Genomic DNA, 15,453 nt, shown 5'->3' with positions numbered 1-15,453 from the left:
CGGTTACTCCAACAACTCGCGGATGACTGCATTCAGAACGGCACGCCCGTCTTTGGTTGCCTTCAGATGCGTGTCTGACAGCTCTACCATGCCAAGGTCGGTGAGAGATTCGAGCTTGCCTTTGGGGAGAGGATAACCGGAGAGAGTGCTAAACCTCTCCATATCTAGACCTTCAGTTAATCGCAAACACATCATAAGGTATTCAGCTGCCTGTTCCAGCGGAAAAACCTCGGTTCGATCACTTTCTCCGGATCCGTTTGAAACCGCATTTAGCCAGGTATTTGGCGACAAATGGGTCTCCGTCGCGAATTTACGTCCGTTCAAAGTGACACGACCATGCGCGCCGGGTCCGATGCCAACATAGTCGCCGTAGCGCCAATAGACCTGGTTGTGCTGAGACTCGGACCCGGGGCGGGCATGGTTGGAGATTTCATAGGCTGGCAGGCCGTGCGCCTCGCAGATCTCTTGCGTGGCCAGATACATATCTGCGGCGCGGTCATCCTCGGGCAAACCGCGCAATTTACCGACCGCATAGCGATCCCCAAAGGCGGTGCCCTCCTCGATCGTCAGCTGATAGAGCGACAGGTGATCGACGGCCATAGAGAGGGCCTCGGTCAACTCGGCCTGCCAAGCTTCAAGGGTTTGGTGTTGGCGCGCGTAGATCAAATCAAAGCTGACGCGGTCGAAACAGGTTCGGGCGATGTCGAAAGCGGTGCGTGCTTCGGAGACGGTGTGGATGCGACCCAAGCGGCGGAGGTCTTCATCGTTCAGCGCCTGCACACCCATCGAAATCCGATTGACGCCAGCGTCACGATAGGCGGCAAAGCGCCCGGCCTCGACCGAACCAGGGTTGGCCTCGAGCGATATTTCCATGTCGTTGGCGGGCCGCCAGAGGCTGCGGGCTTCGTCAATGACGGCTGAAACGGTGTCGGGGTTCATCAATGACGGGGTGCCACCACCAAAAAAGATCGTATTGAGAACCCTGTCAGGCGTTTCACTGGCCGAGCGGCGAAGTTCGGCTAGATAAGAATCAAGCCATTGTTTTTGATCAATATTTTTAGAAACGTGGCTGTTGAAATCGCAATAGGGGCATTTGGCCTCGCAAAAGGGCCAATGCACATACAGGCCAAAGCCCCCGTTGCGCCAATCATCCGCCAAAGCAGCCCTTCACGAACATCTCCACCGCGCGACCACGATGGCTGATCTTATTCTTTTCCCAACGATCCATCTCGGCAAAGGTAATGTCGTGGCCTTCGGGGACAAACATCGGGTCATACCCGAAGCCGTCCTTGCCACGGATTGGCCAGACGAGATGACCGGGCGCGATGCCTTCGAACACTTCATCATGACCGTCGGGCCAGGCCAGAACCAATGTGCATCGGAACTGTGCGGTGCGCGGGTGAGGGGCGTTCTTGGCCTCCAATTCGTTGTTGGCACGGGTCATGGCCATCATGAAATCGCGGCCATTGTCGGTTTCAGCCCAGTCGGCCGTATAGACGCCCGGCGCACCGTCCAGCGCGTCGATGGTGATCCCGGAATCGTCCGACAGGGCAGGCAGGCCGGTGGCCTTCGCGGCGGCATGCGCTTTGATCCGGGCATTGCCGACGAATGTATCCTCGGTCTCGTCCGGTTCGGGCAGATTCATCTCAGCCGCGCCGACCACGGTCACGCCAAAGGGGTTGAGGAGATGCGCCATCTCCTCAAGCTTGCCTTTGTTGTGTGTGGCGACCAGTAGCCTGTCGCCGTCGAACTTGCGGGTCATGCGGTGGCTGCCTTTTGGGCGGCAGCCAGCTCACCCACGCCTTTTTCGGCCAGATCCATCAGTTGATCCATCTGCGCGCGGCTGAAGACCGACCCTTCGGCGCTCATCTGGACTTCGACCAGTTTGCCCGAGCCGGTCATGATGAAGTTGCCGTCCACGCCCGCCTCGCTATCTTCGGGGTAGTCGAGGTCAAGCACTGGCTGGCCCGCGTAGATACCGCAAGAAACCGCAGCAACAGGGTCTACCAAGGGGTCCGAGATCACATCGCCCGCTTTCATCAGCTTGTTCACAGCCAGCCGCAGCGCGACCCAGCCGCCGGTGATCGAGGCGCAGCGGGTGCCGCCATCCGCCTGGATGACATCGCAATCCACAGTGATCTGACGCTCACCCAATGCAACCCGGTCGACGCCGGCGCGCAGGGCGCGGCCGATCAGGCGCTGGATTTCTAGGGTACGACCACCTTGCTTGCCCGAGGCCGCCTCACGCCGCATCCGGGTGTTGGTTGCGCGGGGTAGCATGCCGTATTCGGCGGTGACCCAGCCAAGGCCCGAGCCTTTGATGAAGGGCGGTACGCGATCCTCGATCGTAGCGGTGCACAGCACATGGGTGTCGCCCATCTTGATCAGGCAAGACCCTTCGGCATGTTTGGTGAAGCCTGTCTCAATTGAAACGGCGCGCATTTCGTTTAGATCACGTCCTGAGGGTCGCATGGGAATTCCTTTGTTTGCTGGGTTGGGGATAACGTCCTGCGGCATTACGATGCAACCCCGATTGACCTTTCATTTACCTGCGATTTAATGGCAGTCCAGCAGGGGACCGAGAATGAGCGAAGCCAGCAGAATTCTGTCAGAGATGAACGACCGGTCGCGTGAGGTGTTTCGGCTGATCGTCGAAAGCTACCTGGAAAGTGGTGAGCCGGTGGGAAGCCGCACCCTGACGCGGACCCTTTCCGAAAAAGTCAGTGCCGCAACCGTGCGCAACGTGATGCAGGATCTCGAGTTTCTGGGTCTGCTCGATAGCCCTCATGTCAGTGCAGGGCGAATTCCGACGCAGCAAGGGCTGCGGATGTTTGTGGACGGTTTGCTTGAGGTCGGCGATCTGGGCGCCGATGATCGGCAGAAACTGGATGAGACTTTAGGCTCTAACGCGGGTGATGTAGGCGGAATGCTGGATCGCGTGGGCTCGGCCTTGTCACACGTGACACATGGCGCGTCGCTAGTTTTGACGCCAAAACATGAGGCCGAGATCAAGCATATCGAGTTTGTCTCATTGGCGCATGACCGGGCGCTGGTGGTTCTGGTGTTCTCGGATGGGCATGTTGAAAACCGGCTGTTCACACCGCCGCCGGGTCAGACGCCCAGTTCGATGCGAGAGGCCGCGAATTTCCTGAATGCACTGATCGAGGGGCGAACGCTCAGCGAAGTGCGGCGTCAGATGCTGTCGCAGATTGATGCGCGTCGGCAAGAGATCGACGTACTGGCCCGAGAGATGGTGGAAAGCGGGATTGCGGCCTGGGACGGCGATGGAAGCGACTCGGCGCGTCTGATTGTGCGCGGCCGGGCGAATCTTCTGGCGGATTCGGGTGAGGTCGAGGAGTTGGACCGCATTCGCACCCTGTTCGATGATCTTGAACGCAAGCGCGACATAGCCGAATTCCTTGAATTGACCGAGGAAGGCGAGGGTGTGCGCATTTTTATTGGGTCTGAGAACAAACTTTTCTCACTTTCGGGTTCCTCTTTGGTGGTGTCTCCTTATATGAACGCTGATCGTAAGATAATTGGTGCGGTTGGGGTCATCGGACCCACACGTTTGAATTATGGACGGATCGTACCGATCGTGGATTATACGGCGCAACTGGTCGGCAAGCTGATATCCGACCGGAGCTAGAGGGTAAGAGATGGCAGAGCCCAAGAACGAAGAATTTCTGGACGACATCATGGCGGCCGAAGCGGAAGAACTGGCCGAAGAGTTCGCTGAGATCAGCGACGAGGCGTTGGAACTGGATGAACTGCGCGCCGAGCGGGATGACTACAAAGACAAGTTCATGCGCGCTTTGGCTGACGCGGAAAACGCGCGCAAGCGTGGCGACAAGGCCCGCCGGGACGCGGAGCAATATGGTGGGTCGAAACTGGCCCGCGACATGCTGCCGGTTTATGACAACATGAAACGCGCGCTTGAAGCAGCGACCGATGAGCAGAAAGAAGTGGCTGCTGGTTTGCTGGAAGGTGTTGAGCTGACCATGCGCGCACTGAAGGATGTGTTCCAGAAGCACGGGATCGAAGTGATCACGCCGGAGGTTGGGGATCGGTTCGATCCGAATGTGCATGAGGCGATGTTTGAAGCTCCGGTGCCGGGAACGCGAGCGGGGGACATCATTCAGGTTTCGGCTGAAGGGTTTATGTTGCACGACCGTTTGCTGCGCCCGGCGCAGGTTGGCGTGTCGTCGACACCTGCAAGCTGATTGGCCTCTGCGAGGCCAAGCCTCCGGCGGAGGTATTTTTGAACAGAAGAAGGGGCGGTCAGGATTTGGCCGCCTCTTTCAGTTTGTAGATCAGGTCGAGTGCTTCGCGAGGGGTCAGCTCGTCTGGCAGGATGTCGTTCAGCATGTCTGCGACCGGTGAGGCTTTCGGTGCAGGCGGCGGCGGTGGCGGAGCGGCAGAAAAGAGCGGAAGGTCGTCAATCAGGGATTTTTGTTTACCGCCCTCACGCTCGGTTTTTTCCAGTTGATCCAATACGATGCGGGCACGTTCAACAACTGAGGCAGGCAGACCCGCGAGTTGGGCGACCTGCACACCGTAAGAACGGTCGGCGGCGCCTTTGTGGACCTCGTGCAGGAAGATGACCTCACCTTCCCATTCCTTCACGGCGACGGTGGCATTGTCGACGCCTTTGAGCTTTCCAGCAAGCGCGGTGAGTTCGTGGTAATGCGTGGCAAACAAGGCACGGCATTGGTTGGTAGCGTGCAGGTGCTCCAGCGTGGCCCAGGCGATGGAGAGGCCGTCATAGGTGGCGGTGCCGCGGCCGATTTCGTCCAGAATGACGAGGGCGCGGTCATCGGCCTGATTCAGAATGGCGGCGGTTTCGACCATCTCGACCATGAAGGTCGAGCGGCCTCGGGCCAGATCGTCCGATGCTCCGACACGGCTGAAAAGCTGGCTGACAAGGCCGATATGGGCCTGTTCCGCAGGGACGTAGCTGCCCATTTGGGCCAGTAGGGCGATCAGAGCGTTCTGGCGGAGGAAGGTTGATTTACCGGCCATGTTGGGACCGGTCAGCAGCCAAATTGCGGCCCCGTCTTCGGCACTGAGATCGCAGTCATTTGCGACGAAGGCATCGCCGCTTTGCTGGCGCAGCGCGTGTTCGACCACCGGGTGGCGTCCTCCCTGAACCTCAAAGGCGCGCGAAGTGTCGACTTGTGGGCGGCACCAGTTCTCACCACGCGCAAGGTCGGCAAGGGCTGTGGTCAGATCCAGCTTGGCCAGTCCTCGGGCGGCTTGGTTCAGTCGGGCGGCAAGGGTCAGAATTTCGTCAGAAAGCCTTTTATAGAGCCGCTTTTCGATCTCCAACGCCAAGTTTCCAGCATTCAAGATACGGGTTTCGATCTCCGAGAGTTCGACCGTCGTGAACCGCACCTGATTGGCGGTGGTTTGGCGATGGATATAGGTCTCGGAGAACGGCGGGTTCAGCATCTTCTCGGCATGAGTGGCCGTGGTTTCGATGAAATAGCCCAAGACGTTGTTGTGCTTGATCTTCAGCGAGGTGATGCCGGTGTGTTCCGCATATTTCTGCTGAAACCCGGCGATGACGGATCGTCCTTCGTCGCGTAGGGTGCGCGCTTCGTCCAGTTCGGGGTCAAAGCTGGGGGCGATGAAACCTCCGTCGCGGGCCAGCAGGGGCGGTTCGGCCACCAAAGCCTCATCCAGCAGGTTTAGGAGATCGTCAAAGCCAACAAGGTTTTGCAACGCGGTTGCCAGCAGGACCGGCATATCTTGTCCCTCGCAGATGCCGGCAATTGCGGCGGCTTGGGTCAGGCCGTTGCGGATGGCGGCCAGATCGCGAGGCCCGCCACGTTCAAGCGACAGGCGAGACAGGGCGCGGTCCAGATCGGGGGTTTTGCGGAGGGCCTCGCGCAGGTCCGAGGCGATCAGGCTGTCTTCGGCGGCAAAGCTGACGGCGTCGAGACGGGAATGGATCACATCCAGATTACGAGACGGGCTTGAGAGGCGCTGTTCCAGCAATCGTGCCCCGCCGGGTGTGACGGTGCGGTCGACCACCGACAACAACGATCCGGCGCGACCGCCTGACAGAGATCGGGTTAGTTCCAGATTGCGGCGAGTGGCGGCATCGATCTGCACCACACGGTCTTCGGATTCCTTCAGGGGTGTTTGCAGGAGGGGCAGTTTGCCCTTCTGCGTGATCTCAAGATAGTCGATCAGGGCGCCCATGGCGGAAATCTCTGCCCGGCCAAAAGACCCGAACGCCTCCAGCGCGCCCACGTGAAACAGCCCGCAGATGCGTTTTTCCGCCGCGGTACTGTCGAAACTGGCCCGCCCGACAGGCGTCAGAGAAATCCCAAGGTCGCGGATGGTTTCGTTCAGCGACTGCTCCATCCCGTCGGCGACGATCAGCTCGGATGGGGCGAGCCGAGCTAGCTCGGGGCTGAGGCGAACGGAGGTCAAAGGCATCACGTGAAACGCCCCAGTCGAGATATCGGCCCAGGCGAGTGCGGCCTCATCCCGGACCTCGGCGTAAGTGGCCAGAAAGTTGTGGCGGCGGGCTTCCAGCAGGGCGTCTTCGGTCAGCGTGCCGGGCGTTACAAGACGCACGACATCGCGCTTTACCACCGATTTAGAACCTCTTTTCTTCGCTTCAGCTGGGCTTTCCATCTGTTCGCAGACGGCCACGCGAAACCCTTTGCGGATGAGGGTCAGCAAATAGCCCTCGGCCGCATGCACCGGAACACCACACATCGGGATATCGTCGCCATTGTGTTTGCCGCGCTTGGTCAGGGCGATGTCCAGCGCCTCGGCGGCGTTGACGGCGTCCTCAAAGAACATCTCGTAGAAATCGCCCATACGATAGAACAGCAGGGCGTCGGCATGGGCTTCTTTGATCTCGAGATACTGCGCCATCATCGGCGTGACTGTGGACAAAAGCGGCCCCCTTCTGGCGTGTTCCGGACGTGACCTTACAAATCCCCCATCTTCTGTAAAAGCCGAAAACTCATTCTCGTTGAGGCCCGCGCGTGGCTGCGCTATGACGCATCAGCCCCGAAGTCATGGAAACGACATTTAAGATGCCCAAAGCGAAGATCACCAAAGAAGAGGCACTGGCCTTTCACCTCGACCCAACCCCCGGCAAGTGGGAGGTGCAGGCCACCGTTCCCATGACCACACAGCGCGATCTTTCGCTGGCCTACAGCCCCGGCGTCGCTGTTCCATGTGAAGCAATCGCCGAAGCGCCCGAGACTGCCTATGACTATACCAACAAGGGCAATCTTGTTGCTGTGATCTCAAACGGGACCGCCGTGCTGGGTCTTGGCAATCTGGGTGCGCTGGGGTCGAAACCGGTGATGGAGGGGAAATCTGTCCTGTTCAAACGGTTTGCGGATGTGAACTCGATCGATATCGAGTTGGACACCGAAGACCCGGATGAGTTCTGCCGCGCGGTGCGCCTGATGGGGCCGACCTTTGGTGGCATCAATCTGGAAGACATCAAGGCGCCGGAATGTTTCATCATCGAACAGCGGCTGAAAGAAGAGATGGACATCCCCGTCTTTCATGACGACCAGCACGGCACGGCGGTGATCTGTGCAGCAGGTCTGCTGAATGCGCTGCATATTTCGGGCAAAAAGATCGAAGACGTTAAGATCGTTCTGAACGGCGCGGGCGCGGCGGGGATTGCCTGTATTGAGCTGCTCAAGTCGATGGGTGCGCGGCATGAGAACTGCATCGTCTGTGACACAAAGGGCGTGATCTATCAGGGTCGAACCGAGGGTATGAACCAGTGGAAGTCGGCCCATGCGATCTCAACCGATTTGCGTTCGCTTGAAGATGCCATGAAAGGTGCGGATGTATTCCTAGGCGTTTCGGTCAAGGGGGCTGTGACGCAGGATATGGTTGCCAGCATGGCCGATAATCCAGTGATTTTCGCGATGGCGAACCCGGATCCTGAAATCACGCCGGAAGAGGCGCATGAGGTTCGCGTTGATGCGATTGTTGCCACAGGCCGCAGCGACTATCCGAACCAGGTGAACAACGTTCTGGGCTTCCCTTACCTGTTCCGCGGTGCGCTGGATATTCACGCGCGCGCCATCAATGACGAGATGAAGATCGCTTGTGCCCATGCTCTGGCCCGTCTGGCGCGTGAGGATGTGCCGGATGAGGTCGCCATGGCCTATGGCAAATCGCTGACCTTTGGCCGCGACTACATCATCCCGACGCCATTTGACCCGCGCCTGATCCACCGTATCCCGCCCGCTGTAGCAAAGGCCGGGATGGATACCGGAGCGGCTCGCCGTCCGATCATCGACATGGAGGCGTATGAGCTCAGCCTCAAGTCCCGCATGGACCCGACCGCCAGCATCCTGCGCGGCCTGAACGCACGTGCGCGTCAGGCACAAAGCCGCATGATCTTTGCCGAGGGCGATGATCCGCGCGTGTTGCGTGCAGCGGTGACCTATCAGCGCTCGGGCTTTGGCAAGGCGCTGGTTGTGGGTCGTCCAGATGATGTGAAAACCAAGCTGGAAGAAGCCGGTCTTGGCGATGCGGTGCGTGAGCTTGAGGTGGTGAACGCCGCCAACACCTCGCATCTCGAGGCCTACTCGAATTTCCTGTACAACCGTTTGCAACGCAAAGGTTTTGACCCCAAGGATATCCACCGTCTGGCGGCCCGGGATCGGCATGTGTTCTCATCCCTCATGCTGGCGCATGGGCATGGCGACGGTCTGGTGACGGGGGCAACGCGCAAATCGGCCCATGTGTTGGACCGGATCAACCATGTATTCGATGCTGACGCTGCCCATGGCGCGGCGGGCGTGACGGCGTTGCTGCACAAGGGGCGCATTGTTCTGATCGGCGATACGCTCGTGCATGAATGGCCGGATGAGAACGATTTGGCCAATATCGCTGAACGCTCGGCCGACGTGGCCCGCCATATGGGGCTTGAACCCCGCGTGGCTTTTGTCAGCTTCTCGACCTTTGGCTATCCGGTCTCGGAACGGGCCGAAAAGATGCACCGCGCGCCTGCGGTTCTGGACCAGCGCGGCGTTGATTTCGAATACGAAGGCGAGATGACTGTCGATGTTGCCCTGAACGTGGACCAGCAGGCCGGATACCCGTTCCAGCGCCTGACCGGCCCGGCCAATATCCTGATCGTGCCCGCGCGGCACTCGGCCTCGATCTCGACCAAGCTGATGCAAGAAATGGGCGGCGCCACCGTGATCGGCCCGATCCTGTCTGGTGTCGATAAACCGATCCAGATCTGCTCGACCGTGTCGACGGCCAATGATATCCTGAACATGGCCATTCTGGCCTCCTGCGATATTGGCAAGTCATGACGATCTGGAACCTAGGCTCGATCAATGCCGACATGGTTTACGGCCTGCCGCACCTGCCTGCGGCGGGTGAGACCTTGGCGGCAGACGGTCTTGAGCGTTTTCTGGGCGGCAAAGGGGCCAATATGTCCGTTGCCGGATCGCGCGCGGGATCCCGGGTCAGCCAAATCGGTGCTGTCGGTCCGGATGGGCGCTGGGCCAAGGATCGACTGACGGAATATGGCGTCGACACGCGGTTCATCGCTGAGGTGGATGTGCCGACCGGTCACGCGATCATTGGGGTGGACGCCCAGGGCGAGAACCTGATCATCCTCTACCCCGGTGCCAACCATGCGCTTGACAGCGCGCAGATTGGGCAGGCGCTGGCCTCGGCCAATACCGGAGATATTCTGGTTTTGCAGAACGAAACCAACGCTCAGGTCGAAGCGGCCCGTCTGGGGCATGAGCTTGGCCTGACCGTCTGCTACGCCGCCGCGCCGTTTCAGGCGCAATCGGTGCAAGAGGTTCTGCCTTATCTGGATTTCCTGATCCTCAACGAAGTCGAGGCCGAGCAATTGCGGCAGGAAACTGGGCTGGATGCAGCGGAACTGCCGGTGCGCCATGTGATCGTTACGCTTGGGTCGAAAGGCGCGCGGTATCTGCAGCAAGGTTGTGACCCCGTGGATTTCGCGGCTCACAAGGTGCAGGCGGTGGATACGACAGGCGCAGGGGATACGTTCACCGGCTATGTTTTGGCTGGGATGGACCGTGGCATGCCGATGGAGCAGGCCATTCTACAAGCAAACCGCGCCGCGGCCCTGATGGTCACGCGGCACGGCACTGCGGATGTCATTCCGGATCTGAGGGAAGTCCGGGACGCGCAGCTGGATTAAGATCCGGCAAAGGGCGCGTCACTTCCCCAAAGCTGCTTCACCCGAGCATCCCGACCGCAGGCATTGCGGTAGGCTTTATAGGCGTTCTTCTGGCGTTTGGGGCCAAAGCGGGTGAACACCAGCTTGTCGCCTTTGTAGTAGTCCTGATGGTATGCTTCAGCCGGATAAAACGCGCCCTCCTGCAGGATCGGGGTGACGACCGTTTGGCCGAGGGCTCGTTGCGCGTTGGTCTTTGCCTGTTGCGCAAGCGCTTTTTCCCCTGCGTTAGAGACGAAAATCGCCGTGCGGTAGCTCTCTCCCCGATCGCAGAATTGACCGCCCGCATCTGTGGGATCGACCGAGCGGAAGAACATGTTCAGCAGCGTTTCGCGTGAGACGCGCGCAGGATCAAACGTGATCTGAACGGCCTCGTAGTGGCCCGTACCACCTTTGGTCACCTGATCATATGTCGGGTTTGAGACAGAACCGCCCGTGAACCCGGACACAGCGCCTAAGACGCCGGGTACGGATTCGAAATCGGATTCAACACACCAGAAGCATCCGCCGGCAACCGTCAGGGTCTCGGTCCCTGCAGCCGGGGCCGGAACGGCGCGCAAGGTTGCGGCCAGTGCAATCAAGGTGAACAACAGGGCGGGTTTTAGGTAGTCGAGATATGCAGTCCGGGTCATGGTATGTCTCCTTCCGAGACTCAAGGTGACCGGTGTTCTAACAAGTTGCAATTGCCTGACATGGAATGTCACGCGCTGGTGACCTGAGTTTATTGACCAACCTGTTTACCCAAGGGGAGGGCAAGAAAACGCCCGGCTGTTAGACCGGGCGTTGGCGGGATCACAGACCCCATTTCTTCTGGTTTTCCTCAAAGAAACCCTGGGCTTTCTTCACCTCAATCCAGTTGTTCACATAGTTGATCCAGACCTGATCATCCTGCGGCAGGATCATCGCGATTGGTGAAGGCGAGCGTGGACCGGCGTTTTTCACACGCTCGATCGGGAACTTCTCTTCCAGGGTGGAGCCCTCGATATTCGATGTGATGAACACATCCGCCCGTCCGGCGATCACCTCTTGAAAACCACGTGCGGGGGCTTCGACCACTTTGATTTCGGCATTCGGGAACCACTCGCGGACACGCTTCTCAAAGGTGGTGCCCAGTGTTGTCGCGACTGTCACACCCGACTGGTTGATAGATTCATAGCCGTCGAATTTATCGGCCTTGTCCTTTGTCGTGTAGGGAAACAGCTCAACCGAGATATAGCTGTCCGAGAATCCGGCAACCTTCATGCGCGGCGGTGAGATCGAGGCCGAGCCGGTCAGGTGATATTTCTTGGCCACGACACCATTCACCAGTGTTTTCCAATCGGTCGGGACGTATTCGACCTCAACCCCCAGATCGGCGGCGAGTTCGTTCATGATGTCGATGTCATAGCCTTTGTAGCTGTTCGTGGCCGGATCCCGCAGGGACATTGGGTTCCAGTCGCCTGTCGTTCCGACCTTCAACACACCGGAATCGAGGATTTCGTTCAGCGCCGATTGTGCTTGGGCTGCGCCTGACAAGACCAGACCAAGCGCAGCGGCAGCGGCTGCTCTCCAGATTGTGTTCATTTAATTCTCCTGTTGGTGGCAGCTGGGACTTGCTGCCATATATAGTTCGTTGTTTTAAGCGGGATAGGGGGCGCAGGCCCAATAAATCAATCCACCCGCGCAAACTAGGGACAGATCGACCAATGCCAGACCCCGCCATCGAGCTTGTCGATGTCAACAAGTGGTTCGATACGTTCCATGTCCTCAAGAATATCAACCTCACAGTTAATAGTGGTGAAAAGGTTGTGATCTGCGGGCCGTCCGGCTCGGGTAAGTCCACGGTCGTGCGCTGTATCAACCAGTTGGAGAAACATCAGAAAGGCACCATCCGAATTGACGGGGTCGAACTGAAGGATGACGCCAAATCTGCAGCCACGATCCGGTCCGAGGTCGGCATGGTGTTTCAGCAGTTCAACCTGTTCCCGCATCTGAGCGTTCTGGACAACCTGACCCTCGGCCCGATCAAGGCGCGGGGCCTGAGCCGCGCGCAGGCCGAAGAGCGCGCGCGCCACTATCTTGAGCGTGTCCACATCCCGGATCAGGCCGATAAACGCCCCACGCAACTATCGGGCGGCCAGCAACAGCGTGTGGCCATCGCCCGATCCCTGTGCATGGAGCCGAAAGTTCTGTTGTTTGATGAGCCGACCTCGGCCCTCGATCCGGAAATGATCGCCGAGGTGCTGGACGTGATGGTTGAGCTGGCGAATGAAGGCATGACCATGGTCGTGGTCACTCATGAAATGGGGTTTGCCCGCAAAGTCGCCGACAAGATGATCTTCATGGATGAGGGCGAGATCGTGGAGCAGGGCAAGCCCGAGCATTTCTTCACCAATCCGACCTCGGAGCGGTGCCGCAAGTTCCTCAGCCAGATATTGCAGCACTGAGTGGGTACGATGAAAAAAGCACTTCTCCTCATACCGCTTCTGCTGCTGGCAGGCTGTTCCTCATCCCAGACATGGGGCTGGTATGTTATCGACCCGAGGACTGACTCGGGCTGGACCAATGTGAAATTCCTGATCTCGGGCATGGGCGCGACGATCCTGATCTCTCTGATCGCGGCGGCGCTGTCGATTGTGATCGGCCTGTTGGTTGCCTTGCCCGGACTGTCCGAGAAACGCGGCTGGCGGCTGCTGAACAGGGTCTATGTCGAGTTCATTCGCGCCATTCCGCTGTTGCCTATGCTGTTCTGGGTGTTCTACGGACTGCCGATCGTGTTCCAGTCGATGGGTCTGAACATCCCGATTGACCCATTCTGGGGCGCGATCATCACCCTGGCGATTTCCGACAGTGCCTTCACGGCCGAGATCTACCGCGCCGGCATCCAATCCATCGCACGCGGTCAGCGCGAGGCGGCGCAGACCATCGGGCTGAACTATGTGCAAACCATGCGCTACGTGATCCTGCCGCAAGCAATCCGACGTATCCTGCCGCCCTTGGCCAACCAGTTCATCTACATCGTTAAGATGAGCGCCTTTGCCAGCGTCATCGGCATGCAGGAACTGACCCGCCGCTCAAATGAGCTGGTGGTGACGGAATACCGCCCGCTGGAAATCTACACCTTGCTGATATTTGAATACCTGATCCTGGTTCTGATCATCAGCGCCGGGGTACGCTGGCTGGAACGCCGCATGGGCGCAGACGAACGCGGATAAGGAGGCACAGTATGGACTGGAAAGACTTCATGGCCGAGACCGAGGCCAATATCGGCACCCTCTCGAAAGAGGTCCCCGAAACGGTGCGCGGCTTCGGGATGATGGGCAAGGCGGCCAAAACCGACGGCGCCCTGAGCGAAAAAACCAAAGAGTTCATCGCGCTGGGCATTGCCATCGCCACACGTTGCGACAGCTGCATCGGGTTTCACGTGAAATCACTGGTGCGTCTCGGTGCCACCCGCGAGGAACTGTGCGAGGCGCTCTCAATGGCGACCTATATGGGCGGAGGCCCGTCTTTTGCCTACAGCGCAAAGGCGCTGAAGGCGTTTGATGTGTTCTCGGAAGGCGATTAACCGAGCAGCTGCCCCAGCTTCATCGCCACGCCCATATTGCCCGAGATTTTAAGCTTTCCCAAAGCAACGCCGGTCATCGGGTTCAGCTTGCCGGTCAGCAGCTTGGTCAGGTTGTCCTGCGAGATCCGGATGGTGCAATCGGTATCCTGATCCTGCGTGGTGGCCTGATTGTCGACCAGCACGATCACGCCCGCATCGCCGCAATCGAACTTGAGTGAGCCATCAAAGCTTTTGCCATTCAGTCCTTTTTGAATTCCGTCGGCGATCTCTTGCAGCATGGTCTGTCCTTTTAAACTTGACGTATGCGTAAAGACATGGCCCCACATCCGGCAAGCATGACGCTGGGTCCGTTGGGCAAAAGAAAACCCCGGCAACCGTATGATTGCCGGGGTTTCGAATTCTAAACTGTTTGCCAGGCTACTTGGACAGGCGTTTGTCGCGTGCCGCCAGCAGTTTCAAACGCAGTGCGTTCAGCTGGATAAAGCCTGCGGCGTCGGTTTGATCATAGGCACCTGCGTCTTCCTCGAAGGTCACATGCGCCTCGGAATACAGCGAGTGATCGGACCAGCGGCCCACGGTCGAGGCAAGACCTTTATACAGTTTCACGCGCACGGTGCCGGTGACATGCTCTTGGCTCTTGTCGATGGCGGCCTGAAGCATCTCGCGTTCGGGCGAGTACCAGAAACCGTTATAGATCAGCTCGGCATATTGCGGCATCAGCTGGTCTTTCAGGTGCATCGCGCCACGGTCCATGGTGATGGATTCGATACCACGGTGTGCTTCCAGCAGGATGGTGCCGCCCGGAGTTTCATAGATGCCGCGCGACTTCATGCCGACGAACCGGCCTTCGACCAGGTCAAGACGACCGATGCCGTGCTTGCCGCCATATTCGTTCAGCTTTGTCAGGATGGTGGCCGGGCTCATCGCCTCGCCATTTATGCTGACTGCGTCGCCTTTTTCGAAACCGATCTCGATGAATTCGGGCAGATCGGGCGCGTCTTCAGGGTGGACGGTGCGCTGGTAGACGTAGTCGGGCGCCATATCGGCGGGGTCTTCCAGAACCTTGCCCTCGGAGGAGGTGTGCAGCAGGTTAGCATCGACCGAGAAGGGTGCCTCGCCGCGCTTGTCCTTGGCGATCGGGATCTGATGCGCTTCGGCCCATTCGATCAGTCGAGTACGGCTGGTCAAATCCCACTCGCGCCACGGGGCGATGACCTTGATTTCGGGGTTCAGTGCGTAGGCGGCCAATTCAAAGCGAACCTGATCGTTGCCCTTGCCGGTTGCGCCATGTGCTACGGCATCGGCACCGGTTTCCTGAGCGATCTCAACCAGACGTTTCGAGATCAGAGGCCGCGCGATCGAAGTGCCCAGCAGGTACAGACCTTCATACTGCGCATTTGCACGGAACATCGGGAAAACGAAGTCGCGCACGAACTCTTCGCGGATGTCCTCGATATAGATGTTTTCGGGTTTGATCCCCAGCATCTCAGCCTTTTGGCGGGCGGGTTCCAGTTCCTCACCCTGACCCAGATCGGCGGTGAAGGTGACGACCTCACATCCATATTCGGTCTGCAACCATTTCAGAATGATCGAGGTATCAAGGCCACCGGAATAGGCCAGAACAACTTTCTTTGGCGCGGACATCTGACTTCCCCTTATTCGCAAGACGATTGGCCCCTAA

General features: G+C 58.8%; 15 protein-coding genes. 7 read left to right on the top strand and 8 right to left on the bottom strand.

The window, feature by feature from the left end; translation table 11 throughout:
• Positions 1–3: 3 nt before the first annotated feature.
• Genes hemW through rph form a run of 3 tightly spaced genes read right to left on the bottom strand, consistent with a single transcriptional unit; the run spans position 4 to position 2,472 of the window.
• On the bottom strand, positions 4–1,158 hold the full coding sequence (hemW, locus tag ACR0B5_RS19810; protein WP_480542816.1) for a radical SAM family heme chaperone HemW: 1,155 nt from the start codon (positions 1,156–1,158) through the stop codon (positions 4–6).
• A complete protein-coding gene (rdgB, locus tag ACR0B5_RS19805; RefSeq protein WP_170680647.1) occupies positions 1,148–1,762 on the bottom strand; it encodes an RdgB/HAM1 family non-canonical purine NTP pyrophosphatase in 615 nt (204 codons plus the stop codon). The genes hemW and rdgB overlap by 11 nt, the downstream gene beginning before the upstream one ends.
• The gene (gene rph, locus ACR0B5_RS19800) at positions 1,759–2,472 is read right to left on the bottom strand and encodes a ribonuclease PH (protein ID WP_480542813.1); all 714 of its coding nucleotides are present in this window, start codon (positions 2,470–2,472) and stop codon (positions 1,759–1,761) included. Before rph ends, rdgB begins: the two co-directional genes overlap by 4 nt.
• A gap of 112 nt (positions 2,473–2,584) precedes the next feature.
• Here rph and hrcA point away from each other — a divergent pair, with 112 nt between their 5' ends.
• A complete protein-coding gene (gene hrcA, locus ACR0B5_RS19795; protein ID WP_170550810.1) occupies positions 2,585–3,649 on the top strand; it encodes a heat-inducible transcriptional repressor HrcA in 1,065 nt (354 codons plus the stop codon).
• A 10-nt stretch (positions 3,650–3,659) separates the two neighbouring features.
• Entirely contained in the window at positions 3,660–4,223 is a 564-nt protein-coding gene (locus ACR0B5_RS19790) for a nucleotide exchange factor GrpE (protein WP_170470713.1), read from the top strand.
• Between the two features lie 58 nt (positions 4,224–4,281).
• Here ACR0B5_RS19790 and mutS read toward each other — a convergent pair whose 3' ends face one another.
• Complete coding sequence (gene mutS, locus ACR0B5_RS19785; protein WP_480542896.1) at positions 4,282–6,897, bottom strand: DNA mismatch repair protein MutS; 2,616 nt, start codon at positions 6,895–6,897, stop codon at positions 4,282–4,284.
• A gap of 161 nt (positions 6,898–7,058) precedes the next feature.
• On the opposite strand from mutS, the gene ACR0B5_RS19780 reads away from it, so the two are divergent.
• Together ACR0B5_RS19780 and ACR0B5_RS19775 are read left to right on the top strand one after the other, a co-directional pair.
• Positions 7,059–9,320: an NADP-dependent malic enzyme gene (locus ACR0B5_RS19780; RefSeq protein ID WP_480542894.1), complete on the top strand. Its 2,262-nt coding sequence runs from the start codon at positions 7,059–7,061 to the stop codon at positions 9,318–9,320.
• Complete coding sequence (locus ACR0B5_RS19775; protein WP_480542810.1) at positions 9,317–10,189, top strand: ribokinase; 873 nt, start codon at positions 9,317–9,319, stop codon at positions 10,187–10,189. The genes ACR0B5_RS19780 and ACR0B5_RS19775 overlap by 4 nt, the downstream gene beginning before the upstream one ends.
• Here ACR0B5_RS19775 and msrA read toward each other — a convergent pair.
• Positions 10,186–10,857: a peptide-methionine (S)-S-oxide reductase MsrA gene (msrA, locus tag ACR0B5_RS19770; protein WP_170640883.1), complete on the bottom strand. Its 672-nt coding sequence runs from the start codon at positions 10,855–10,857 to the stop codon at positions 10,186–10,188. The genes ACR0B5_RS19775 and msrA overlap by 4 nt on opposite strands.
• 160 nt (positions 10,858–11,017) lie before the next feature.
• A complete protein-coding gene (locus ACR0B5_RS19765) occupies positions 11,018–11,788 on the bottom strand; it encodes a transporter substrate-binding domain-containing protein (protein WP_170667578.1) in 771 nt (256 codons plus the stop codon).
• Positions 11,789–11,910: 122 nt separating this feature from the next.
• Between ACR0B5_RS19765 and ACR0B5_RS19760 the strand changes: the two genes are divergently transcribed.
• Genes ACR0B5_RS19760 through ACR0B5_RS19750 form a run of 3 tightly spaced genes read left to right on the top strand, consistent with a single transcriptional unit; the run spans position 11,911 to position 13,772 of the window.
• Positions 11,911–12,651, top strand: a complete 741-nt coding sequence (locus ACR0B5_RS19760) for an ATP-binding cassette domain-containing protein (RefSeq protein WP_170470721.1) — start codon at positions 11,911–11,913, stop codon at positions 12,649–12,651.
• A gap of 9 nt (positions 12,652–12,660) precedes the next feature.
• Positions 12,661–13,419, top strand: coding sequence for an amino acid ABC transporter permease (locus ACR0B5_RS19755; protein WP_480542808.1), 759 nt, complete (start codon positions 12,661–12,663; stop codon positions 13,417–13,419).
• A gap of 11 nt (positions 13,420–13,430) precedes the next feature.
• Positions 13,431–13,772 (top strand): carboxymuconolactone decarboxylase family protein, encoded by a 342-nt coding sequence (locus ACR0B5_RS19750; RefSeq protein ID WP_170462857.1) that lies wholly within the window; start codon positions 13,431–13,433, stop codon positions 13,770–13,772.
• Here the strand turns inward: ACR0B5_RS19750 and ACR0B5_RS19745 are convergent.
• Entirely contained in the window at positions 13,769–14,050 is a 282-nt protein-coding gene (locus ACR0B5_RS19745) for an SCP2 sterol-binding domain-containing protein (RefSeq protein WP_480542806.1), read from the bottom strand. The two genes, ACR0B5_RS19750 and ACR0B5_RS19745, sit on opposite strands and share 4 nt — an antisense overlap.
• A 139-nt stretch (positions 14,051–14,189) precedes the next feature.
• Positions 14,190–15,416 (bottom strand): argininosuccinate synthase, encoded by a 1,227-nt coding sequence (locus ACR0B5_RS19740; RefSeq protein WP_480542804.1) that lies wholly within the window; start codon positions 15,414–15,416, stop codon positions 14,190–14,192.
• Positions 15,417–15,453 lie beyond the last annotated feature (37 nt).

The sequence above is a fragment of the Ruegeria sp. AG1 genome, assembly GCF_056541705.1.
Note: the sequence above shows the minus strand (reverse complement) of the source record. Positions and strands in the feature narration are given on the sequence as shown.